Genomic DNA, 20,739 nt, shown 5'->3' with positions numbered 1-20,739 from the left:
ACGATGACGACTAAACGCAAACCCTATGTGCGACCAATGACGTCCACCTGGTGGAAAAAGCTGCCATTTTATCGTTTTTACATGCTGCGCGAAGGCACGGCGGTTCCGGCAGTCTGGTTCAGCATTGAACTGATTATCGGCCTGTTTGCACTCAAGCATGGTGCAGAGTCCTGGATGGGCTTTGTCGCCTTTTTGCAAAACCCGGTGGTGGTGATCCTGAATATTATCGCCCTGGCAGCAGCGCTGCTGCATACCAAAACCTGGTTTGAGCTGGCGCCAAAAGCTGCCAACATCATCGTAAAAGACGAAAAAATGGGGCCAGAGCCGATCATCAAAGGTCTCTGGGCAGTTACTGTGGTTGCGACAGTAGTAATACTGTTTGTTGCCCTGTTCTGGTAAGGAGTCCGGAATGATTAATCCAAATCCAAAACGCTCTGACGAACCCGTATTCTGGGGCCTGTTTGGTGCAGGCGGTATGTGGAGCGCAATCATTGCGCCGGTGATGATCCTGCTGGTCGGCATTATGCTGCCGCTGGGCTTTGTTCCTGATGCTTTCAGCTATGAACGCGTACTGGCATTCGCTCAGAGCTTCATCGGACGTGCGTTTCTGTTCCTGATGATCGTTCTGCCGCTGTGGTGTGGTTTACACCGTATGCACCACGCGATGCATGACCTGAAAATCCACGTGCCTGCGGGCAAATGGGTATTCTACGGACTGGCAGCTATCCTGACCGTTGTAACGGCTATTGGGATCCTGACCATCTAATCGCATGCGTTAATTATCAGGCCCGCCAATGGCGGGCCTTTTTATTAGTGCAGCATCCCGGTCAACCAGCGGGAAAACTCACGCATCGCGGGCGTCTCCGGACGAGATTGTAAACGCGTTATCCAGTAACTCCCCAGATCAATCTGCGTTAGAAAAGGCTGCACGATACGTTCACTACTGAGCAAATGCGTGAACATTCTTACCGGTGCAATTGCCACACCAATCCCCGCCTGCGCGGCTTCCAGCATTGAGACGGACGAGTCAAACACCACCACGTTGTGCGTCGGTGACGGAGGCGCTTCTCCGGCGGCCTGCATCCAAAGCGTCCATTCATCACGCCGATACGATCGTAATAACGGAAATTTCAGGATGTCCACAGGTGCTTTAATCTGCGAGGCCAATGTCGGTGAACACAGCGGAGACATCAGCGCGCTACACAAATATTGCGCATCGGTATCGTGCCAGGCTCCTCCTCCGTAGCGAATAGTATAATCCAGCCCTTCGGCGGCGGGATCCACACGGTTATTGTGGGTGGAGATATGCAAATCAATATGCGGACAGTGGCGCTTAAAGTCGCTCAACAGAGGGAAAAGACAGCCGACCGCAAAGGTCCCCACCACGCCAATTTTTAGTTTTTCCTGAGTCTGTTTAGTGGCAAAACGATCCAGCATCCCCGCCATACGATCGAAAGAGTCATTAAGTACAGGTAACAGACTTTCCCCTTCAGTCGTCAACATTAACCCTCGAGAACCACGCACAAAAAGCTGACAATTCAGCTGTTGCTCCAGCGCTTTCACATGTTGGCTTATTGCAGAATGCGTCACGTTGAGCTCAATTGCAGCGCGGGTAAAGCTGAGATGTCTGGCCGCTGCTTCAAAAGCCCGCAGCGAGTTAAGAGGGATATAGCTACGCGTCATTATCTGGCCTGTTAGAAAAACTTATATCTGCTGCTAAATTTAACCGTTTGTCAACACGGTGCAAATCAAACACACTGATTACGTCTGACGGGCCCGGACACCCTTTCGCTTTTAATTACGGAACTGATTTCATGATGAAAAAATCGATATGCTGCGCGCTGCTGCTGACAGCTTCTTTCTCCACGTTTGCCGCCGCAAAAACAGAACAACAAATTGCCGATATCGTTAACCGCACCATCACACCGCTGATGCAGGAGCAGGCAATTCCGGGCATGGCCGTTGCGATTATCTATCAGGGGAAACCTTATTACTTTACCTGGGGTAAAGCCGATATCGCCAATAACCGTCCAGTCACTCAACAAACGCTGTTTGAACTCGGTTCGGTCAGTAAAACGTTCAACGGCGTGCTGGGCGGCGATGCTATCGCCCGCGGCGAAATTAAGCTCAGCGATCCGGTCACGCATTACTGGCCTGAACTGACTGGTAAGCAGTGGCAGGGTATCAGCCTGCTGCACTTAGCCACCTACACGGCAGGCGGCCTGCCGCTTCAGGTTCCGGACGACGTTACGGATAAAGCCGCGTTACTACGCTTTTATCAAAACTGGCAGCCGCAATGGGCCCCAGGCGCTAAACGTCTTTATGCTAACTCCAGCATTGGTCTGTTTGGTGCCCTGGCGGTCAAACCCTCAGGCATGAGCTACGAAGAGGCGATGACCAAACGCGTCCTGCGCCCCTTAAAACTGGCGCATACCTGGATTACGGTTCCGCAGAGCGAACAAAAAGATTATGCCTGGGGTTATCGCGAAGGAAAGCCAGTGCATGTATCCCCTGGCCAACTTGATGCCGAAGCCTACGGGGTGAAATCGAGCGTTATCGATATGACCCGTTGGGTTCAGGCCAACATGGACGCCAGCCAGGTTCAGGAGAAAACGCTCCAGCAGGGCATCGAGCTTGCGCAGTCACGTTACTGGCGTATTGGCGATATGTACCAGGGCCTGGGTTGGGAGATGCTGAACTGGCCGGTGAAAGCCGACTCGATAATTAGCGGTAGCGACAGCAAAGTGGCACTGGCAGCGCTTCCTGCCGTTGAGGTAAACCCGCCCGCGCCTGCCGTGAAAGCCTCATGGGTGCATAAAACGGGCTCCACTGGCGGATTCGGCAGCTACGTTGCTTTCGTTCCAGAAAAAAACCTTGGCATCGTGATGCTGGCAAACAAGAGCTACCCAAACCCTGTTCGCGTCGAGGCCGCCTGGCGCATTCTTGAAAAACTGCAGTAACGGACAAGGAGGCCCTGGATATTGGGCTTCCTTTCTTTCTCTTTTTTTCCTGCTGTCATCTACACTTAACAAAAATCCAGCAAGGAAAATCCCATGCGCATTCTGCCCGTCGTTGCTGCAGTTACGGCTGCATTTCTGGTTGTCGCTTGCAGCACCCCAACACCCCCGAAAGGTGTTACCGTAGTAAATAACTTTGATGCCACACGCTATCTGGGCACCTGGTATGAAATTGCGCGTTTCGACCATCGATTCGAACGCGGACTGGAAAAAGTGACTGCTACCTACAGCCTGCGCGACGACGGCGGTATCAATGTTATTAACAAGGGCTATAACCCGGACAGAGGAATGTGGCAGAAAACGGAGGGGAAAGCCTACTTCACTGGCGACCCAAACCGCGCTGCGCTCAAGGTCTCGTTTTTTGGCCCCTTCTATGGCGGGTATAACGTGATTGCCCTCGACAGGGAATATCGCCACGCGCTGGTTTGCGGGCCGGATCGCGACTACCTGTGGATCCTTTCACGGACCCCTACTATTTCAGATGAAATGAAACAGCAAATGCTGGCCATCGCGACCCGGGAAGGGTTTGAGGTGAATAAGCTGATTTGGGTAAAACAGCCTGGCGCTTAGTGGGTGCTCAGCTTGAGGCCAATAATACCGGCCACAATCAGCCCGAGGCTCAGTAACCGCGCCGGGCTGGCAGATTCACCCAGCAGCAGAATCCCTGTAATGGCCGCCCCGACTGCGCCGATACCGGTCCATACAGCATAGGCGGTTCCTACAGGCAACGTACGCATTGCCCAGGAGAGCATGGCGATACTGACGATCATTGCCACAATAGTGATAATGCTTGGCGTCAAACGCGTAAAACCGTGGGTATATTTCAGGCCAATCGCCCAGACAACTTCGAGCAGACCTGCAATTAATAATACGATCCAGGACATATCAGGCTCCAGAACAATGGGGCCGTCCCCGGTGAAAGAAGCGTTTGCAGGTCGTCCTGCAAAGCTGATGTGTGAAATGGCATTTTTGCCCGAGAGAAAATGAATTTCAACCTTTTTATTCGCTGCCCGCTAAAAGCAAGAATTAAGCATAATTAGCGGCGTAGTTCCCGCATTTGGCACTCATCGGAGTTCTCTATGATGAAGGGCTTTCTGAATCCGGAAAGTCGATTGCCTCTCTTCTGAATGCGAAAAGGTTATGCTTAAAATTTTAGTGATTGACCGGTGCCACTTTACCCGCACAGGGATTGAGGCCTTGCTTAATCATTCTGGCAGGTTCAGCTCCTCATTTCTTGTGTCAGGGATCAATAATCTCCTGTTAGCAAAAGAGCATATTTTGCAGTGGAAGCCGCATCTGGTGATCGCGGATTTATACAGTTTTATTAGCGAGACGCATACCAGTCCGCCAATTAAACCCTTTTTCATGAGCTGCGGCGTCATCCCGCTGATTTTACTGCAATCAGTTGAAAGACAGCACGCCTCAATTGCTTCCTCTCAATCCGTCGCCTATTCGGTCTTAACCAAGCACACCACGCTGAACGCGCTCTCACACACGATTCAGGAGGCGCTACAGCTTCGCCCCACATTAGAAATAGCCGAAAACGCGACTCCGCTGCTTACGCCGCAGGAGGAGAAAGTATTGTCGATGTGGATGGATGGTGTGAGTAACAATGCGATAGCCGCCGCACTCAGCATTCATGGCAAGACGGTCTACACCTATAAACGGAATATCCGCATGAAACTGCACATGGGGAACCGCTTCTCGCCGTTTCTCTCACTCCCCGGGAAGGGGAATTAACGGTACGACGTGACGTCGTACCGTTCATGATTATTGTTGAGCTTTTGTCGCTGCACCAGAGATTGCGCTACCGCCCTCAGAGATATCCTGCCCAACACCTTTCGTGGTATTGCACGCAGTCAACACTGAAGAAAGAACCAACACAGAAAAGATCGCAGCAATTGTCTTTTTAACCATAACGTCTTCCTTTTCTAGCCAATATTGTTTGTGTATAGCTCATTAATAATAGACAAGATCCGGAAGTGTGATGGATAAACAACCGTTTTTAAGACTATGAGAGAGTGTTAGCTGGCGGCGTGAGAGATTGAATTGCCAAGATGTTTGATGTCTTCACCGAAGCCGCGCGCGGTATTACAACCCGCCAGGAGAGTGCTGGTGAAAAGGATGAGCATTACAAGACTGAGAAGACGTTTCATCATTCCTGCCCTGGAAAAAGTATGGCGCAGCAACCTGCGCCATAAGATCAAATAGATATCTTATTTTACGCGAGAAACGTATTCGCCGGAGCGAGTATCCACTTTGATCACTTCACCGATCTGTACGAACAGCGGAACTTTAACGACTGCGCCAGTAGACAGAGTAGCCGGTTTGCCGCCAGTACCAGCGGTATCGCCTTTCAGACCTGGGTCAGTTTCAACGACTTCCAGCTCAACGAAGTTTGGCGGAGTCACGGAGATCGGCTGACCGTTCCACAGGGTCACGATGCATTCAGCCTGGTCCAGCAGCCATTTAGCGTTATCGCCTACCGCTTTCTCGTCTGCAGCCAGCTGTTCGAAAGTGGTGTTATTCATAAAGTGCCAGAACTCACCGTCGCTATACAGGAAGGTCAGGTTCATGTCGGCTACGTCTGCGCCTTCAGCGGAGTCGGTAGACTTGAAGGTTTTCTCTACGCGAGTACCGGTCAGCAGGCGACGCAGCTTAACGCGCGCAAATGCCTGGCCTTTACCTGGTTTAACGAATTCGCTGGCTTCAACCGCATAAGGTTCGCCGTCCAACATGATTTTAAGACCAGCACGAAAATCGTTGCTATAGTACGTTGCCATAAGGCCCTCTGAAAATTGTTAACTGGTAGCTAAGCCACAAAATGGCGCATATTGTAACCCTAAATACCCCATCCAGAGAAGATTGGTTATCGCAACTTGCCGATGTTGTGACCGATCCTGATGAACTTCTGCATCTTTTGAATATAGACGCAGATGAAAAACTGTTGGCCGGACGCGACGCGAGACGACTTTTCGCCCTGCGCGTACCGCGCGCCTTTATTGCTCGTATGGAAAAAGGTAATCCGGACGATCCGCTTTTGCGTCAGGTACTTACTTCCCAGGAAGAGTTTGTTGCTGCACCTGGCTACTCGACCGATCCGCTGGAAGAACAGCACAGCGTGGTCCCCGGTTTGCTGCATAAATATCGCAATCGGGCACTATTGTTGGTTAAAGGCGGTTGCGCGGTAAATTGTCGCTATTGCTTCCGCCGACACTTCCCGTATGCCGAAAACCAGGGCAATAAGCGCAACTGGCAGGTCGCCCTGGACTACTTTAGCGCGCATCCTGAGCTGGATGAGATTATCTTCTCCGGTGGTGATCCGCTAATGGCCAAGGACCATGAACTGGACTGGTTACTCACACAACTGGAAGCCATCCCGCACATTAAGCGTCTGCGTATTCACAGCCGTTTGCCGATTGTGATCCCCGCGCGCATTACTGAAGGACTGGCCCAGCGCTTTGCGCGCTCCTCCCTGCAGGTTCTGCTGGTCAACCACATTAACCACGCCAATGAGGTCGATGAGGCGTTTCACCAGGCGATGGTCCGACTGCGTACCGCTGGCGTCACGCTACTCAACCAAAGCGTTTTGCTGCGTGGCGTGAACGATAACGCACAAACGCTGGCGAACCTGAGCAACGCCCTGTTTGATGCGGGGGTGATGCCCTATTACCTGCACGTACTGGACAAAGTGCAAGGTGCCGCCCACTTTATGGTTAGCGACGATGAGGCACGTCACATTATGCGTGAACTGCTGACGTTGGTTTCCGGCTATATGGTCCCCAAACTGGCGCGTGAAATTGGCGGTGAGCCAAGTAAAACGCCATTGGATCTGCAACTACGCCAACAATAACCATTATTGAGTGTCCGATTCCGGACACTCACCACGATTACTTATTATTTAAATCCTCACAAGTGGAGCCACGCTTTTAATCTGTGCTATTTTAATTAGCGCTATAAAATCATCAATTCATAATTTGTATCATTAGAACCAAATTCATAATATTAATAAATATATGGTTAGGGAGAACCTTTTATGGTTATAAGTATTAAGGGCATTAATACCGGTGTTATTCGTCAAAATAATGAATTTATTGCTTTAGCATTAAAGATAAAAGAACCAAGGAATAAAACGTCGTTATTTTTTCTTTCTCCGCTTGGGCTAAGAGATCTGCTGATCGCCCTGGAAAGCAGGCTATCCGCCAAACATCAGCTTAGCGAAGACGAGCATGCGCAATATGAGAAGGAATGCGATAAAATCAGCAAAAAGATGCACGAAAATATTCCTTTGATTCAGGAAGATGAGCTAAAAAATGCCGACATTAATCGTCGCATAAATTCGCTGATGTTAGTGGATGACAAAGGCGAAAACTTAACATTTTCTCTGACACTGCATGATGGACAAACGTGTGAATTACTGGTTAATGAACTACAGATTCGGGTGCTGGTCCATGCTGTTATTCATGCAATAAATAATGCTGGCATGCGGGAATTAGCGCTACGAATTACATCGCTGCTGGATTTCCTGCCGCTGTACGATGTTGATTGCCAAGAAAACGACAATCTGGAATACGACTCTTATACGCACCCCGAATGGAAACAAAGCCTGTTTCATCATTATCTGGCGATTATTTACCGCTATACAGATGATCAAGGAAAAGCCCAGTTCTGTGGTTCGGTAGTAAAAACTCGCGCCCCTTCCGGCAGCAAAGAGGCCGAAGCCATTACTCGCCGTCTTCTCGATTTCAGCCCACGGCTGAAAAAGCTTGCTGGTGTACCGTGCCAGGTGTTTGTCAGAACGTTGACGGGTGATAAGGCGCAAAAGCTCAATCAGGATCAGTGCCTGCGCGCGCTGCATCATTTACGCGCTCAGTCTGTTCATAACGCTCAAAATGCCTGATGTTTCTGCGCTTATCAGGCCGACGAATTTGTATCGTAGGCCTGATAAGACGTTGTAGCGTCGCCATCAGGCATCAACAGCATTTATCAATTTGGGCACTTATAAACCTGCCCAGTCATTTCACTGGCAGTAGGAACAAAGCTGGACAGCATTCCCTGTGATGGGCTGCTGACGCCATAAATCACGTTACCACCCATTGCCGCAGCCTGGTTACGCAGATCGTTTGCTGCGCCACGCATAGAGCCACCCTCTTCGCCGTGCTGGCCAGAAAGCCAGTTGCTTTGCGTACCGGTTGCAGTGCCAATCAGTTGACACTCTGCGCCAGGCTTCTCTTCGACGAAGCGTACGCTTTGCCCGGCTGAACTCAGTTCGTTGCTGGAGCTACAACCCGCCATCAGTAGCGCGGCACCAACGATCCCTGCTAAATATTTCACGTGCATGTCATTCCCCATAATCAATGAGCTGGACGTTATGTCCGTAGCTGAATCATATACTAAAAAGATGACCAAAAGAAAAACCCCCGGACATTTCTGCCCGAGGGTTTCTCATTTTTCGCGAGATACGTATTTAATCAAATAATTCAAGTTGCAGGCAGGCGGCAGGTTCTGAATCCCCCAGTGCTTACATGAGTAAGTGACTGGGGTAAACGAACGCAGCCAATGAACCTGCGGCTTGAAGTATGAAGATTAAATTACATCATGCCGCCCATTCCACCCATGCCGCCCATACCACCAGCAGCACCTAAGTCAGGCGCATCGCCTTTCGGCAGGTCAGTAACCATGCACTCGGTGGTGATCATCAGACCCGCAACAGAAGCCGCGTACTGCAGAGCTGAACGCGTTACTTTGGTTGGATCCAGGATACCCATGTCGATCATGTTACCGTATTCTTCAGTTGCAGCGTTGTAACCGTAGTTACCGTCACCCGCTTTCACGGTGTTAGCCACTACAGACGGCTCTTCGCCGCAGTTCAGTACGATTTGACGCAGCGGAGATTCCATTGCGCGCAGCGCAACTTTGATACCTACGTTCTGGTCTTCGTTCTGACCTTTCAGACCGGCAATCTTAGACGCTACGCGAATCAGCGCAACACCACCACCAGCAACCACGCCTTCTTCTACCGCAGCACGAGTCGCGTGCAGGGCATCTTCAACGCGGGCTTTCTTCTCTTTCATTTCAACTTCAGTCGCAGCACCAACTTTGATAACCGCAACGCCGCCTGCCAGTTTCGCTACGCGCTCCTGCAATTTTTCACGGTCGTAGTCAGAAGTTGCTTCTTCGATCTGCTGACGAATCTGAGTCACGCGACCCTGGATTGCAGCTTCGTCACCCACGCCATCAATGATGGTGGTGGTGTCTTTGTTGATAACGACGCGTTTCGCCTGACCCAGATCTTCCAGAGTTGCTTTTTCCAGCTCCATACCGATCTCTTCAGAGATAACGGTACCACCGGTCAGGGTAGCGATATCCTGCAGCATCGCTTTACGACGGTCGCCGAAGCCAGGCGCTTTAACCGCCGCGACTTTCACGATACCGCGCATGGTGTTAACAACCAGAGTTGCCAGCGCTTCGCCTTCAACATCTTCAGCGATGATCAGCAGTGGTTTACCGGCTTTTGCTACTGCTTCCAGCACCGGCAGCATTTCGCGGATGTTGGAGATTTTCTTGTCAGCCAGCAGGATGAACGGGCTTTCCAGTTCTACTGCGCCAGTTTCCGGCTTGTTGATGAAGTAAGGAGACAGGTAACCACGGTCGAACTGCATACCTTCAACCACGTCCAGTTCGTCCTGCAGACCGGTACCGTCTTCAACGGTGATCACGCCTTCTTTACCAACTTTGTCCATCGCTTCAGCGATCAGTTTACCTACGGTTTCGTCGGAGTTAGCGGAGATAGTACCAACCTGAGCAATAGCTTTAGAGTCAGAGCACGGTACGGACAGTGCTTTCAGTTCTTCAACGGCAGCAGCGACAGCTTTGTCGATACCACGTTTCAGATCCATCGGGTTCATGCCCGCAGCAACGGCTTTCAGACCTTCAGTGATGATGGACTGCGCCAGTACGGTTGCGGTGGTGGTACCGTCGCCTGCAGCGTCGTTCGCTTTAGAGGCAACTTCTTTCACCATCTGCGCCCCCATGTTTTCGAACTTGTCTTCCAGTTCGATTTCACGGGCTACGGAAACACCATCTTTAGTGATGGTCGGTGCACCGAAAGATTTATCCAGAACTACGTTACGGCCTTTTGGACCGAGGGTAACTTTCACTGCATCTGCCAGTACGTTTACGCCGCGCAGCATTTTCACACGAGCGTCGTTACCGAATTTTACGTCTTTAGCTGCCATTTTCTCTTTCCCTTAAATTCGTATGTTCAGTGTCGTTCGCGGATTAGGCTTCAACAATTGCCAGGATGTCACTTTCAGACATGATCAACACTTCTTCATTGTCGATCTTCTCAGATTTAACACCGTAGCCATCGTTGAAAATAACGATATCGCCGACTTTAACGTCCAGCGGCTGTACGGTACCGTTGTCCAGGATGCGGCCCTTACCGACAGCGATGATTTCGCCACGAGTTGATTTACCTGCTGCAGAACCGGTCAGTACGATGCCGCCAGCAGATTTAGATTCAACTTCTTTACGTTTGACGATCACACGATCATGTAACGGACGAATACTCATTGATAGCTCTCCTTTGAGAAAGTCTTTATCAGTTATGGGTGACGCCGGCCCGTGAACGGTTTCCCGGCTAGTGACCAGAGAAATGGGGATGGGGCTTTGTACCTTCAAGGGGGCAAGCGAAAAAAAATTTATATCAGCAGAAAATTCCGTCAAAACGCCGACGCGCATCACATTTTATAACGATTTCAGTCACGTCGTCATAAGCAAATACGATTGTGATACCATCAAAAATCTGCGCTGTAGCCCGGTCAATGGGCATAACCGGATAACAACTTATGAGCGGACTGAAACAAGAGCTGGGACTGGCTCAGGGCATTGGCCTGTTGTCGACATCATTGCTAGGTACAGGCGTTTTCGCCGTCCCTGCGCTAGCCGCGCTGGTGGCTGGCAACAACAGCCTGTGGGCCTGGCCGGTGCTGATTGTTTTAGTCTTTCCCGTGGCGATTGTCTTTGCCGTACTGGGTCGTCATTTTCCCAGCGCGGGTGGCGTGGCGCATTTTGTTGGTATGGCCTTTGGCTCACGCCTGGAGCGCGTCACCGGATGGCTATTTTTGTCGGTGATTCCCGTCGGCTTGCCTGCGGCATTACATATTGCCGCCGGATTTGGTCAAGCGATGTTTGGCTGGCATGACGAACAGCTTCTGTTGGCAGAGCTCGGTACGCTGGCATTGGTTTGGTATATCGGCTCCCACGGTGCCAGCTCTAGCGCTAATCTGCAAACGGTCATTGCCGGATTGATTGTTGCCCTCATTGTCGCCATCTGGTGGGCGGGCGATGTGAAACCTGGCGAAATCCCCTTCCCTGCGATAACCGAGATTGAGCTCCCCGGACTGTTCGCCGCGCTGTCGGTGATGTTCTGGTGTTTTGTTGGCCTTGAAGCGTTTGCCCATCTGGCATCTGAATTCAAAAACCCGGAGCGGGATTTCCCGCGCGCGCTGATGATCGGCCTGCTGCTTGCGGGCTCTGTTTATTGGGCATGCACCGTCGTCGTGCTTCATTTTGGCGCCTACGGTGAGCAAATGGCGGCGGCGGCCTCACTGCCAGAGATCGTCGTGCAGTTATTTGGCGTACAGGCACTGTGGGTCGCCTGCATCATTGGTTATCTGGCCTGTTTTGCCAGTCTCAACATTTATATTCAAAGCTTCGCCCGGCTGGTCTGGTCGCAAGCGCAATATAAGCCGGAAAGTCATCTGGCGCGTCTGTCACCCCGTCACCTTCCGCGCAATGCGCTAAACGCCGTATTGGGCTGCTGCGTGATCAGTACGTTGTGCATCTATATGCTGAAAATCAATCTCGATGCGTTAATCATCTATGCTAACGGCATCTTTATTATGATTTATTTGCTGTGCATGCTGGCGGGATGTCGATTACTGAAAGGGCATTATCGCATGCTGGCGGTCATTGGCGGTCTACTGTGTCTGCTGCTGTTGGCAATGGTTGGCTGGAAGAGCCTGTATGCGCTGATTATGCTGGCAGGGCTGTGGCTGTTTTTACCCCGCAGGCCGGATAAGGCGACGTTGACGCCGTCATCCGGCAGATAAGCATTTTGCCGGATGGTGCTCACGCTTATCCGGCCCGCATACTGATGCTTAATCCCGAGGATCGTCTTTATGATCAATACGGTTGCGATCGTCGTCTTTGCGCTGAAATTCGCCATCAAAGGTCTCACCGCCACCGGTTCCGGCGCTAAAACCACCGCCCGGCATACGCGAAAAACGCAAATGCGGCAGCAGTTTCATCGTCAGATGTTTTTGCACCGGGGGTAATAAAAGAAGAAGACCGAGGAAATCGGTGAAAAAACCGGGCAGTACCAACAGCAGACCAGCAATGATCAGCGACACGCTCTTGATCATTTCTGCAGCCGGACTTTCACCAGCTGCCATTTTTTGTTGCATCAGTAAAAAGTTTTTAAATCCCTGGTTACGAACCAGAGACATACCGATAACCGACGTAAAAATAACCAAAATCAGCGTCATCAGGACACCCAGGACATGGGCAACCTGAATAAAAATAGATATCTCTATGTAAACATAGAGAAAAATGGCAAGTAATGGTATCCAGCGCAAAGGGTTCTCCTGTCAATAACAGTCGTTTTTTTCAACGCCTGCCCGATGAATTATGTGACTCGCATCAATTAGATGTTGAGGTGGTTAGCAAAATTTCAAGACGCTTGTACACTTATTTTTAGTATTAATCCTAAAGGGGTGATCCATTTCACAGAATAATAAATAAGGGGTAAATTCCACGCTTTAAGTGATCCAGATTACGGTAGAAATCCTGAACCAGCATATGATCTCGAGTATCAGACCGATGCAGGGGATAATCGTCGGTCGAGAAACAATCGAAATCACATATATCCTGTGTGTTTAGTCAAATCATTGGCAGCTTGAAAAAGAAGGTTCACATGTTAAACAACATTCGTATCGAAGAAGACTTGTTGGGTACCAGGGAAGTTCCAGCGGACGCCTACTACGGTGTTCACACTCTGAGAGCGATTGAAAACTTCTACATTAGCAACAACAAAATCAGCGACATTCCTGAATTTGTTCGCGGTATGGTAATGGTTAAAAAGGCAGCGGCAATGGCCAACAAAGAGCTGCAAACCATTCCCAAGAGTGTGGCAAATGCCATCATCGCGGCGTGTGATGAAGTCCTGAATAACGGAAAATGCATGGATCAATTCCCGGTAGATGTTTACCAGGGTGGTGCGGGTACCTCCGTCAACATGAACACCAACGAAGTGCTGGCCAATATCGGTCTGGAACTGATGGGTCACCAGAAAGGTGAATATCAGTACCTGAACCCGAACGACCACGTTAACAAATGTCAGTCTACCAACGACGCTTACCCAACTGGCTTCCGTATCGCGGTATACGCATCCATCATCAAACTGATCGATGCCCTGAACCAGCTGCGTGAAGGCTTCGAACAAAAAGCTGTTGAATTCCAGGACATCCTGAAAATGGGCCGTACCCAGCTGCAGGATGCTGTACCGATGACCCTCGGTCAGGAATTCCATGCTTTCAGCGTACTGTTGAAAGAAGAAGTGAAAAACATTAGTCGTACCGCTGAGCTGCTGCTGGAAGTTAACCTCGGTGCAACTGCAATCGGTACGGGTCTGAACACGCCGAAAGAATACTCCCCGCTGGCAGTACAGAAACTGGCTGAAGTCACTGGCTTCGCCTGTGTTCCGGCAGAAGACCTGATTGAAGCAACTTCTGACTGCGGCGCATACGTTATGGTTCACGGCGCACTGAAACGTCTGGCTGTTAAGATGTCCAAAATCTGTAACGACCTGCGTTTGCTCTCCTCTGGCCCACGCGCTGGTCTGAACGAGATCAACCTGCCGGAACTGCAGGCTGGTTCTTCTATCATGCCAGCAAAAGTGAACCCAGTTGTTCCAGAAGTCGTAAACCAGGTTTGCTTTAAAGTCATCGGTAACGACATCACCGTTACTATGGCATCTGAAGCTGGTCAGCTGCAGCTGAACGTAATGGAGCCGGTCATTGGCCAGGCAATGTTTGAATCCATTCACATTCTGAGCAATGCTTGCTACAACCTGCTGGAAAAATGCGTTAGTGGTATCACTGCTAACAAAGAAGTCTGTGAAGCGTTTGTATTCAACTCCATCGGCATCGTTACTTACCTCAACCCGTTCATCGGTCACCACAACGGCGACATCGTCGGTAAAATTTGTGCCGAAACCGGTAAGAGCGTACGTGAAGTTGTCCTGGAACGCGGTCTGTTGACCGAGTCTGAACTGGACGATATCTTCTCTGCACAGAACCTGATGCACCCTGCTTATAAAGCAAAACGTTATACTGATGAAAGCGAACAGTAATCGTGTAGGGTAGTACCGGAGAAGGCACGTCATGATGACGTGCCTTTTTTCTTACTCGAAGTTACTTAAAAACAACAATTTAATATCAACTTGTTAAACAACAAGGAAGGCTAATATGATAGTTTTAGAACTTATCATCGTTTTGCTGGCAATCTTTTTAGGTGCCAGACTTGGGGGTATCGGTATTGGATTTGCAGGTGGGCTGGGTGTTCTGGTTCTTGCCGCTATTGGCGTAAAACCGGGTAATATTCCGTTCGATGTTATTTCCATTATCATGGCGGTTATCGCTGCCATCTCTGCCATGCAGATTGCCGGTGGTCTGGACTATCTGGTTCATCAAACTGAAAAACTGCTGCGTAAAAACCCGAAATACATCACGATCCTTGCACCAATCGTGACCTATTTCCTGACTATCTTTGCCGGTACCGGTAACATCTCTCTGGCAACTCTGCCGGTTATCGCTGAAGTCGCGAAGGAACAAGGTATCAAACCTTGCCGTCCGCTCTCTACCGCAGTGGTTTCTGCACAGATTGCGATTACGGCGTCGCCAATCTCCGCAGCCGTGGTTTACATGTCTTCCGTAATGGAAGGTCATGGCATCAGCTACATTCACCTGCTGTCCGTGGTCATTCCGTCCACTCTGCTGGCCGTTCTGGTGATGTCCTTCCTGGTAACGATGCTGTTCAACTCCAAACTGTCTGACGACCCGATTTATCGTAAGCGTCTGGAAGAAGGTTTGGTTGAACTGCGTGGTGAAAGACAAGTTGAAATCAAAGCTGGCGCGAAAACCTCCGTTTGGTTGTTCCTGCTGGGCGTGATTTGCGTAGTTGTATACGCCATCATCAACAGCCCAAGCCTCGGCCTGGTTGCTAAACCGCTGATGAACACCACCAACGCAATCCTGATCATCATGCTGAGCGTCGCGACGCTGACTACGATCGTCTGCCGCGTTGAAACTGACTCCATCCTGAACTCCAGCACCTTTAAAGCGGGTATGAGCGCCTGTATTTGTATCCTGGGTGTTGCATGGCTGGGTGATACCTTCGTATCTCACAACATTGACTGGATCAAAGATACTGCAGGTAGCGTAATTCAGGGTCATCCGTGGTTGCTGGCTGTCATCTTCTTCTTTGCTTCTGCGCTGCTGTACTCTCAGGCTGCAACTGCTAAAGCACTGATGCCGATGGCTCTGGCTCTGAACGTTTCCCCACTGACTGCTGTTGCGTCTTTCGCCGCTGTTTCTGGCCTGTTCATTCTGCCAACCTACCCAACGCTGGTTGCGGCGGTGCAGATGGATGACACCGGTACAACCCGCATCGGTAAATTCGTCTTTAACCATCCGTTCTTCATCCCGGGTACTCTGGGCGTGCTTTTGGCTGTCTGCTTCGGCTTCTTGCTGGGCAGCTTCATGCTGTAAAACTTTACTGCAGGGTGCCTTCGCGCCCTGCAGTTCCTCCTCCTCATCATCCCGCTTTAACTAACATCCTTCCCTCGTCCGTTGTATAGTGACCACTCTTTAGCTGGTTACTCTGTTCTTTCGAGGTGTTTATGCTTGATGTAAAGAGTCAGGATATTTCCATCCCCGATACCGTTGTGGTGCTCTGTACCGCCCCGGATGAAGCAACCGCCCAGGATCTGGCCGCCAAAGTACTGGCGGAAAAACTGGCTGCCTGCGTGACGCTGCTGCCTGGCGCGACCTCCCTCTATTATTGGGAAGGTAAGCTGGAGCAGGAATATGAAGTCCAGATGATTTTAAAAACCACCGTCACACACCAGCAAGCCCTTCTCGATTGCCTGAAGTCACATCATCCATACCAAACGCCTGAACTTCTGGTTTTACCCGTCACTCACGGAGACTTTGATTACCGCTCATGGCTCAACGCATCCTTACGCTGATCCTGCTGCTGTGCAGCACATCTACCTTTGCCGGATTATTTGACGCGCCTGGCCGCTCGCAGTTTGTTCCTGCCGATCGGGCGTTTGTTTTTGATTTTCAGCAAAACCAACACGATCTGAACCTCTCATGGCAGGTTAAAGATGGCTACTATCTGTATCGCAAACAGATAAGCATTACGCCATCTCAGGCCGATATCGCCGAGGTAAAACTACCGCCAGGCGTCTGGCATGAAGATGAGTTTTATGGCAAAAGTGAGATTTACCGTAAACAATTGACTATCCCGGTCACGGTCAATCAGGCTAAATCTGGCGCAACATTAACGGTCACATACCAGGGCTGTGCCGACGCCGGTTTTTGCTATCCGCCTGAAACTAAAACGGTGCCATTAAGTGAAGTGTCTGCCGATACCAGGGCGACACCTGCGCCAGTGCCTGCCACCGATACTTTGCAAGAGAGACCACAACCCGCAACCCAGCTTCCCTTCTCTGCGCTGTGGGCATTGCTAATCGGAATTGGCATCGCGTTTACACCTTGCGTATTGCCGATGTATCCGCTGATTTCCGGTATCGTGCTGGGCGGCAAACAACGCTTATCAACCGGACGCGCGCTGCTGCTGACGTTTATCTACGTCCAGGGAATGGCGCTCACTTATACCGCGCTGGGTCTGGTTGTTGCGGCCGCCGGATTGCAGTTCCAGGCTGCGCTACAGCATCCTTACGTCCTGATTGGCCTTGCCGTGGTCTTTACGCTGCTGGCCCTTTCGATGTTTGGCTTGTTCACGCTGCAGCTCCCTTCATCGCTGCAAACACGCCTTACATTGATGAGTAACCGTCAACAAGGCGGTTCCCCCGGTAGCGTCTTTGCGATGGGGGCGATTGCCGGCCTCATCTGTTCTCCTTGTACAACAGCCCCGCTAAGCGCGATTTTGCTGTATATCGCTCAGAGCGGGAACATGTGGCTGGGAGGCGGCACGCTGTATCTGTACGCGCTGGGGATGGGATTACCTCTGATGCTAATTACCGTATTCGGTAATCGTCTGTTACCTAAAAGCGGCCCATGGATGGAACATGTCAAAACCGCTTTTGGCTTTGTCATTCTGGCGCTCCCCGTCTTCTTACTCGAACGCATCATTGGCGACGACTGGGGCGTTCGCCTGTGGTCGCTGTTGGGCGTCGCATTCTTTAGCTGGGCATTTATCACCAGCCTCCAGGCAAAGCACGCCTGGATGCGCATCGTGCAAATTATCCTGTTAGCTGCAGCGCTGGTAAGCGTACGGCCATTGCAGGACTGGGCGTTCGGCGTGCCGCAAGCTCAAACCCAGACACACCTTAACTTCACGCCTGTGGCTTCGGTAGATGCGCTAAATCAGGCGCTGGCACAAGCTAAAGGCAAGCCCGTGATGTTGGATCTGTATGCTGACTGGTGCGTGGCCTGTAAGGAGTTTGAGAAGTATACGTTTAGCAATCAGCAGGTTCAGCAAGCGCTAGGCGACACGGTGCTTTTGCAGGCGGATGTGACTGCAAATAATGCCCAGGATGTCGCTCTGCTGAAACATCTACAAGTTTTAGGTTTGCCGACTATTTTGTTCTTTGACGCCGAGGGGAAAGAGCATCCGGAGGCTCGGGTAACCGGCTTTATGGATGCCGCGACCTTCAGCGCACATTTGCGCGATCGCCAACCGTGAGCGACACTTGCAACAAGAAATACGGAGGAGCATACCGTGCAACGTGAAGATGTCCTGGGAGAAGCCCTGAAATTACTTGAGGTTCAAGGGATAGCCAATACCACACTGGAAATGGTGGCCGATCGTATCGATTATCCTCTTGATGAACTACAACGCTTTTGGCCCGACAAAGAGGCCATTCTGTACGATGCGTTACGTTACCTCAGCCAGCGGGTGGATATCTGGCGGCGTCAACTTTTGCTGGATGACACCCTGAGCGCTGAACAGAAATTACTGGCACGCTACACCGCGCTGTCCGAATGCGTGAGCAATAATCGCTATCCAGGCTGCCTGTTTATCGCCGCCTGTACGTTTTACCCCGATCCCGGGCATCCGATCCATCAGTTAGCCGATCAGCAAAAAAAGGCGGCACATGACTTCACCCATGAGCTGCTGACGACGCTGGAAGTTGACGACCCAGCAATGGTCGCCAAACAGATGGAACTGGTGCTGGAGGGCTGTCTGAGCCGCATGCTGGTGAATCGTAGCCATGCTGATGTCGAAACGGCACACCGTCTGGCTGAAGATATCCTGCGCTTTGCTCAGTGCCGTATGGGCGGTGCGCTGACTTAATTCGGATTTCGTAACTTTTGTGAACCGCATATAATTTCGGCAATACCGACATATTAAAAGGAATTATATGCGTCTCGCGCACTGCATTCTCCTCGCAGGTTTTATCTCTGCCCCCCTGTATGCCAATCCATTAAACGGTTTTTCGTTTGCACATAAAGACTGGGAAGTTGCGTGTGATAATACGGGTACCTGTCGGGCAGCAGGTTATAGTGACCATGCAGTAAGCGTACTGCTCACACGTGCGGCTGGCCCCGACACCAGCGTGTATGTCGAGGTTGCTTTTGCACAGCGTACGGCGAATCAACCCTCCCTGAAAGACGCCACGCTTTTTATTGATGGTCAAAAGCAAGGCGCGCTAACGTTTTCCGCAGAGGGATATTTTAAACTCAACTACCAACAGCGAAAGGTGTTTCTGGACGCCTTACGTCAGGACAATACCATTGAGTTTGCAGCAGATGGCGAACGATTACTGCTTTCTAATGCAGGTTCGAGCGCTGTGTTGCTGAAAATGGATGAATTCCAGAAACGCATCAATACCCAAAGCGCTGTGCTGCATCCAGGAGATAAAACCAGTAATGATGTGCTTAACGCTGAGCCTGCCCCACTTATCATCACCCAATCCGTCCTCCGCACGCCGGACGTGGAACCATTAACGACCGCGCAGCGACAAAAAATAGAACCCCAAATTAGGGTCACTCCCGAGATGAATTGCCGCGAACTGGAAGAGGGTCAGGAACGCATTTATTACCGCATTCCGGTGGATAAACAACATGTACTCATTCAAACCGAATGCTTTGATAGCTCACGTACCATCCTCTGGCTAACCAATACTGAACTAACTACTTCGCCTAAACTAATCACGAGTGATGCCAGTGAATATGAGAACGGTGAGATAGCCCGTTTCAGCGATCCCATTCAGCTCTGGGTCTGGGAGGGTAACAACTTCACCTTGCGCGACGAATACCGCAGCGGCGGACAAGGAAACCTTTCTGTTGGCGGTGTCTGGACGCTCCCTACGTTCGTTAGCATCGTACGTTCTCAGTCTGATGTAGACACGGATAACACGGCCCTAAAAACGCTACGTAGCGCCGTAGAGAGCATGCAAAAAAGCGATCCGGGCTTAGAACTGAGCAAAATCGCCAGTCAGTTTCCATTAATCGGTCAAATCACTGATTTCAGGATCTCTTACGCTGAAGACTCAACAGAACCAACCGCGAAACCCTCCCCTGAGATTAGCGATGATGAGTGGCAGGCATTTTCCCGCACAACGTTTAGTGTCGATTCGGAAAATGGAGGCGTGAACTTTACGCTCATTGATCTGGATGACGACGGTAAACGCGATCTCATCATCAACAGCTACGTTGGTGGCACAGGATTATTCAGCTACACCGGCGTACTCAAACGCGGTGATAATGCCTTCGTCGTCGTTAATGGCAAACAGGATGACGATAACTTTGGCGTACCCGGGGCGCTATTTTCGGAGAATGGGCGCGGCGCCAACCAGTGGAGCCAATGGGTGCGCATCAACGGTAAGGTTTACGCTCTCTGGTACAACGGCTTATATAATGAAGAGAAGCTTTATCTGTTGCGTCCATTTAGCCCAGACGAGAAGGCTCCCGTCGTTGCCGTCCACTATCGCTATGAATACGATATGAATTCAATCGAACCACGGGAAGAAGGACAACCCCTACTCCCGAAATTGAATACCAAAGACAAAACAAAGCTCATTACCGAACTGAACAAAATGCAAAGCATTCTTTTACAAAACCAACAGGCAAGCGACGGCGTTTCCCCTATCTGCCCAATCCCTGCCGGTACGTTGCAGGAAGACGCGGACAATTACAGTTCAGGGATTGCAGGGAACTATACGTCTGAACCTGTCGCAGCCATTCCTGTCTGGGTAAATGGGGAGTGCCTTATCGGTTCTGTCGAGAGTTATTTTGGTAGAGGAGAGTTCATCACTCTCGTTTCGCCAAAAGATCAGGATATTGTCGGAGAGTATTCAGTTACCGGCACACGCCATGTAACATCCATTAAAAGTGAATGGGTTCCCCGCGAAGGCGATAACGGTGGGCTGTAATTTTGAGCAAAACCCTCGAGAAAACAGCGAAAT

At 50.7% G+C, this 20,739-nt stretch carries 23 protein-coding genes; 14 read left to right on the top strand and 9 right to left on the bottom strand.

Annotated elements, in window-relative coordinates:
- Positions 1-3 precede the first annotated feature (3 nt).
- Together frdC and frdD are read left to right on the top strand one after the other, a co-directional pair.
- A complete protein-coding gene (gene frdC / locus HV229_RS02255; protein WP_016151401.1) occupies positions 4-399 on the top strand; it encodes a fumarate reductase subunit FrdC in 396 nt (131 codons plus the stop codon).
- Positions 400-409: 10 nt separating this feature from the next.
- Positions 410-766, top strand: a complete 357-nt coding sequence (gene frdD / locus HV229_RS02250; RefSeq protein WP_003025535.1) for a fumarate reductase subunit FrdD — start codon at positions 410-412, stop codon at positions 764-766.
- A 44-nt stretch (positions 767-810) separates the two neighbouring features.
- Here the strand turns inward: frdD and ampR are convergent, their stop codons facing one another.
- Positions 811-1,683, bottom strand: a complete 873-nt coding sequence (ampR, locus tag HV229_RS02245; RefSeq protein ID WP_016155499.1) for a LysR family transcriptional regulator AmpR — start codon at positions 1,681-1,683, stop codon at positions 811-813.
- A gap of 131 nt (positions 1,684-1,814) precedes the next feature.
- On the opposite strand from ampR, the gene HV229_RS02240 reads away from it, so the two are divergent.
- Complete coding sequence (locus HV229_RS02240; protein WP_063859872.1) at positions 1,815-2,960, top strand: class C beta-lactamase CMY-82; 1,146 nt, start codon at positions 1,815-1,817, stop codon at positions 2,958-2,960.
- 93 nt (positions 2,961-3,053) lie between these two features.
- On the top strand, positions 3,054-3,587 hold the full coding sequence (locus HV229_RS02235; RefSeq protein WP_016151398.1) for a lipocalin family protein: 534 nt from the start codon (positions 3,054-3,056) through the stop codon (positions 3,585-3,587).
- Here the strand turns inward: HV229_RS02235 and sugE are convergent.
- Positions 3,584-3,901, bottom strand: a complete 318-nt coding sequence (sugE, locus tag HV229_RS02230) for a quaternary ammonium compound efflux SMR transporter SugE (protein WP_016151397.1) — start codon at positions 3,899-3,901, stop codon at positions 3,584-3,586. The genes HV229_RS02235 and sugE overlap by 4 nt on opposite strands.
- Positions 3,902-4,157: 256 nt before the next feature.
- On the opposite strand from sugE, the gene HV229_RS02225 reads away from it, so the two are divergent.
- Positions 4,158-4,757, top strand: coding sequence for a LuxR C-terminal-related transcriptional regulator (locus HV229_RS02225; protein WP_047414968.1), 600 nt, complete (start codon positions 4,158-4,160; stop codon positions 4,755-4,757).
- A 30-nt stretch (positions 4,758-4,787) separates the two neighbouring features.
- On the opposite strand, the gene ecnB is transcribed toward HV229_RS02225, so the two are convergent.
- From ecnB to efp, 3 genes are all read right to left on the bottom strand, one after another.
- Positions 4,788-4,934, bottom strand: coding sequence for a lipoprotein toxin entericidin B (gene ecnB, locus HV229_RS02220; protein WP_016151395.1), 147 nt, complete (start codon positions 4,932-4,934; stop codon positions 4,788-4,790).
- 107 nt (positions 4,935-5,041) lie between these two features.
- A complete protein-coding gene (gene ecnA / locus HV229_RS02215) occupies positions 5,042-5,176 on the bottom strand; it encodes a lipoprotein antitoxin entericidin A (RefSeq protein WP_016151394.1) in 135 nt (44 codons plus the stop codon).
- Positions 5,177-5,233: 57 nt separating this feature from the next.
- Positions 5,234-5,800: an elongation factor P gene (gene efp, locus HV229_RS02210; protein ID WP_003025478.1), complete on the bottom strand. Its 567-nt coding sequence runs from the start codon at positions 5,798-5,800 to the stop codon at positions 5,234-5,236.
- 41 nt (positions 5,801-5,841) lie between these two features.
- On the opposite strand from efp, the gene epmB reads away from it, so the two are divergent.
- Together epmB and yjeJ are read left to right on the top strand one after the other, a co-directional pair.
- Positions 5,842-6,870, top strand: coding sequence for an EF-P beta-lysylation protein EpmB (gene epmB / locus HV229_RS02205; RefSeq protein ID WP_181546816.1), 1,029 nt, complete (start codon positions 5,842-5,844; stop codon positions 6,868-6,870).
- A 183-nt stretch (positions 6,871-7,053) separates the two neighbouring features.
- A complete protein-coding gene (gene yjeJ / locus HV229_RS02200; RefSeq protein ID WP_181546814.1) occupies positions 7,054-7,917 on the top strand; it encodes a YjeJ family protein in 864 nt (287 codons plus the stop codon).
- Between the two features lie 86 nt (positions 7,918-8,003).
- Here yjeJ and HV229_RS02195 read toward each other — a convergent pair whose 3' ends face one another.
- The 3 genes from HV229_RS02195 to HV229_RS02185 all read right to left on the bottom strand — a co-directional run bounded on the left by HV229_RS02195 (position 8,004) and on the right by HV229_RS02185 (position 10,592).
- Entirely contained in the window at positions 8,004-8,357 is a 354-nt protein-coding gene (locus tag HV229_RS02195) for a DUF4156 domain-containing protein (protein WP_016151391.1), read from the bottom strand.
- 251 nt (positions 8,358-8,608) lie between these two features.
- The gene (groL, locus tag HV229_RS02190; protein WP_003025464.1) at positions 8,609-10,255 is read right to left on the bottom strand and encodes a chaperonin GroEL; all 1,647 of its coding nucleotides are present in this window, start codon (positions 10,253-10,255) and stop codon (positions 8,609-8,611) included.
- 43 nt (positions 10,256-10,298) lie between these two features.
- Entirely contained in the window at positions 10,299-10,592 is a 294-nt protein-coding gene (locus tag HV229_RS02185; protein ID WP_000027827.1) for a co-chaperone GroES, read from the bottom strand.
- 275 nt (positions 10,593-10,867) lie between these two features.
- Between HV229_RS02185 and yjeH the strand changes: the two genes are divergently transcribed.
- Positions 10,868-12,133: an L-methionine/branched-chain amino acid transporter gene (yjeH, locus tag HV229_RS02180; RefSeq protein ID WP_019078188.1), complete on the top strand. Its 1,266-nt coding sequence runs from the start codon at positions 10,868-10,870 to the stop codon at positions 12,131-12,133.
- Positions 12,134-12,181: 48 nt separating this feature from the next.
- Here yjeH and HV229_RS02175 read toward each other — a convergent pair whose 3' ends face one another.
- Complete coding sequence (locus HV229_RS02175; protein WP_016151389.1) at positions 12,182-12,658, bottom strand: FxsA family protein; 477 nt, start codon at positions 12,656-12,658, stop codon at positions 12,182-12,184.
- A gap of 338 nt (positions 12,659-12,996) precedes the next feature.
- Between HV229_RS02175 and aspA the strand changes: the two genes are divergently transcribed.
- The 6 genes from aspA to HV229_RS02145 all read left to right on the top strand — a co-directional run bounded on the left by aspA (position 12,997) and on the right by HV229_RS02145 (position 20,706).
- Complete coding sequence (gene aspA, locus HV229_RS02170) at positions 12,997-14,433, top strand: aspartate ammonia-lyase (RefSeq protein WP_016151388.1); 1,437 nt, start codon at positions 12,997-12,999, stop codon at positions 14,431-14,433.
- Between the two features lie 115 nt (positions 14,434-14,548).
- The gene (gene dcuA / locus HV229_RS02165) at positions 14,549-15,850 is read left to right on the top strand and encodes an anaerobic C4-dicarboxylate transporter DcuA (protein ID WP_016151387.1); all 1,302 of its coding nucleotides are present in this window, start codon (positions 14,549-14,551) and stop codon (positions 15,848-15,850) included.
- A 131-nt stretch (positions 15,851-15,981) separates the two neighbouring features.
- Entirely contained in the window at positions 15,982-16,329 is a 348-nt protein-coding gene (cutA, locus tag HV229_RS02160) for a divalent cation tolerance protein CutA (protein WP_003025447.1), read from the top strand.
- On the top strand, positions 16,305-18,014 hold the full coding sequence (locus tag HV229_RS02155) for a protein-disulfide reductase DsbD (protein WP_181546812.1): 1,710 nt from the start codon (positions 16,305-16,307) through the stop codon (positions 18,012-18,014). Before cutA ends, HV229_RS02155 begins: the two co-directional genes overlap by 25 nt.
- Before the next feature lie 36 nt (positions 18,015-18,050).
- A complete protein-coding gene (locus tag HV229_RS02150; protein WP_016151385.1) occupies positions 18,051-18,626 on the top strand; it encodes a transcriptional regulator in 576 nt (191 codons plus the stop codon).
- A gap of 67 nt (positions 18,627-18,693) precedes the next feature.
- Positions 18,694-20,706, top strand: coding sequence for a DUF1176 domain-containing protein (locus HV229_RS02145; protein WP_181546810.1), 2,013 nt, complete (start codon positions 18,694-18,696; stop codon positions 20,704-20,706).
- The last annotated feature ends 33 nt before the right edge of the window (positions 20,707-20,739 follow it).

The organism is Citrobacter sp. RHBSTW-00524 (genome assembly GCF_013747755.1).
Lineage (GTDB): Bacteria > Pseudomonadota > Gammaproteobacteria > Enterobacterales > Enterobacteriaceae > Citrobacter > Citrobacter braakii.
The sequence above is the reverse complement of the archived record's forward strand: the minus strand, read 5'-3'. Positions and strand labels throughout refer to the sequence as shown.

Bases quoted from the DNA above. Each gene is read 5' to 3' on its own strand.
- yjeH (WP_019078188.1), top strand. From the start codon at position 10,868: ATGAGCGGACTGAAACAAGAGCTGGGACTGGCTCAGGGCATTGGCCTG.
- cutA (WP_003025447.1), top strand. From the start codon at position 15,982: ATGCTTGATGTAAAGAGTCAGGATATTTCCATCCCCGATACCGTTGTG.
- groL (WP_003025464.1), bottom strand. From the start codon at position 10,255: ATGGCAGCTAAAGACGTAAAATTCGGTAACGACGCTCGTGTGAAAATG.
- HV229_RS02185 (WP_000027827.1), bottom strand. From the start codon at position 10,592: ATGAGTATTCGTCCGTTACATGATCGTGTGATCGTCAAACGTAAAGAA.
- ampR (WP_016155499.1), bottom strand. From the start codon at position 1,683: ATGACGCGTAGCTATATCCCTCTTAACTCGCTGCGGGCTTTTGAAGCA.
- dcuA (WP_016151387.1), top strand. From the start codon at position 14,549: ATGATAGTTTTAGAACTTATCATCGTTTTGCTGGCAATCTTTTTAGGT.
- HV229_RS02195 (WP_016151391.1), bottom strand. From the start codon at position 8,357: ATGCACGTGAAATATTTAGCAGGGATCGTTGGTGCCGCGCTACTGATG.
- HV229_RS02240 (WP_063859872.1), top strand. From the start codon at position 1,815: ATGATGAAAAAATCGATATGCTGCGCGCTGCTGCTGACAGCTTCTTTC.
- HV229_RS02225 (WP_047414968.1), top strand. From the start codon at position 4,158: ATGCTTAAAATTTTAGTGATTGACCGGTGCCACTTTACCCGCACAGGG.
- HV229_RS02235 (WP_016151398.1), top strand. From the start codon at position 3,054: ATGCGCATTCTGCCCGTCGTTGCTGCAGTTACGGCTGCATTTCTGGTT.
- HV229_RS02155 (WP_181546812.1), top strand. From the start codon at position 16,305: ATGGCTCAACGCATCCTTACGCTGATCCTGCTGCTGTGCAGCACATCT.
- efp (WP_003025478.1), bottom strand. From the start codon at position 5,800: ATGGCAACGTACTATAGCAACGATTTTCGTGCTGGTCTTAAAATCATG.
- ecnB (WP_016151395.1), bottom strand. From the start codon at position 4,934: ATGGTTAAAAAGACAATTGCTGCGATCTTTTCTGTGTTGGTTCTTTCT.
- ecnA (WP_016151394.1), bottom strand. From the start codon at position 5,176: ATGATGAAACGTCTTCTCAGTCTTGTAATGCTCATCCTTTTCACCAGC.
- HV229_RS02145 (WP_181546810.1), top strand. From the start codon at position 18,694: ATGCGTCTCGCGCACTGCATTCTCCTCGCAGGTTTTATCTCTGCCCCC.
- yjeJ (WP_181546814.1), top strand. From the start codon at position 7,054: ATGGTTATAAGTATTAAGGGCATTAATACCGGTGTTATTCGTCAAAAT.
- frdC (WP_016151401.1), top strand. From the start codon at position 4: ATGACGACTAAACGCAAACCCTATGTGCGACCAATGACGTCCACCTGG.
- sugE (WP_016151397.1), bottom strand. From the start codon at position 3,901: ATGTCCTGGATCGTATTATTAATTGCAGGTCTGCTCGAAGTTGTCTGG.
- aspA (WP_016151388.1), top strand. From the start codon at position 12,997: ATGTTAAACAACATTCGTATCGAAGAAGACTTGTTGGGTACCAGGGAA.
- epmB (WP_181546816.1), top strand. From the start codon at position 5,842: ATGGCGCATATTGTAACCCTAAATACCCCATCCAGAGAAGATTGGTTA.
- frdD (WP_003025535.1), top strand. From the start codon at position 410: ATGATTAATCCAAATCCAAAACGCTCTGACGAACCCGTATTCTGGGGC.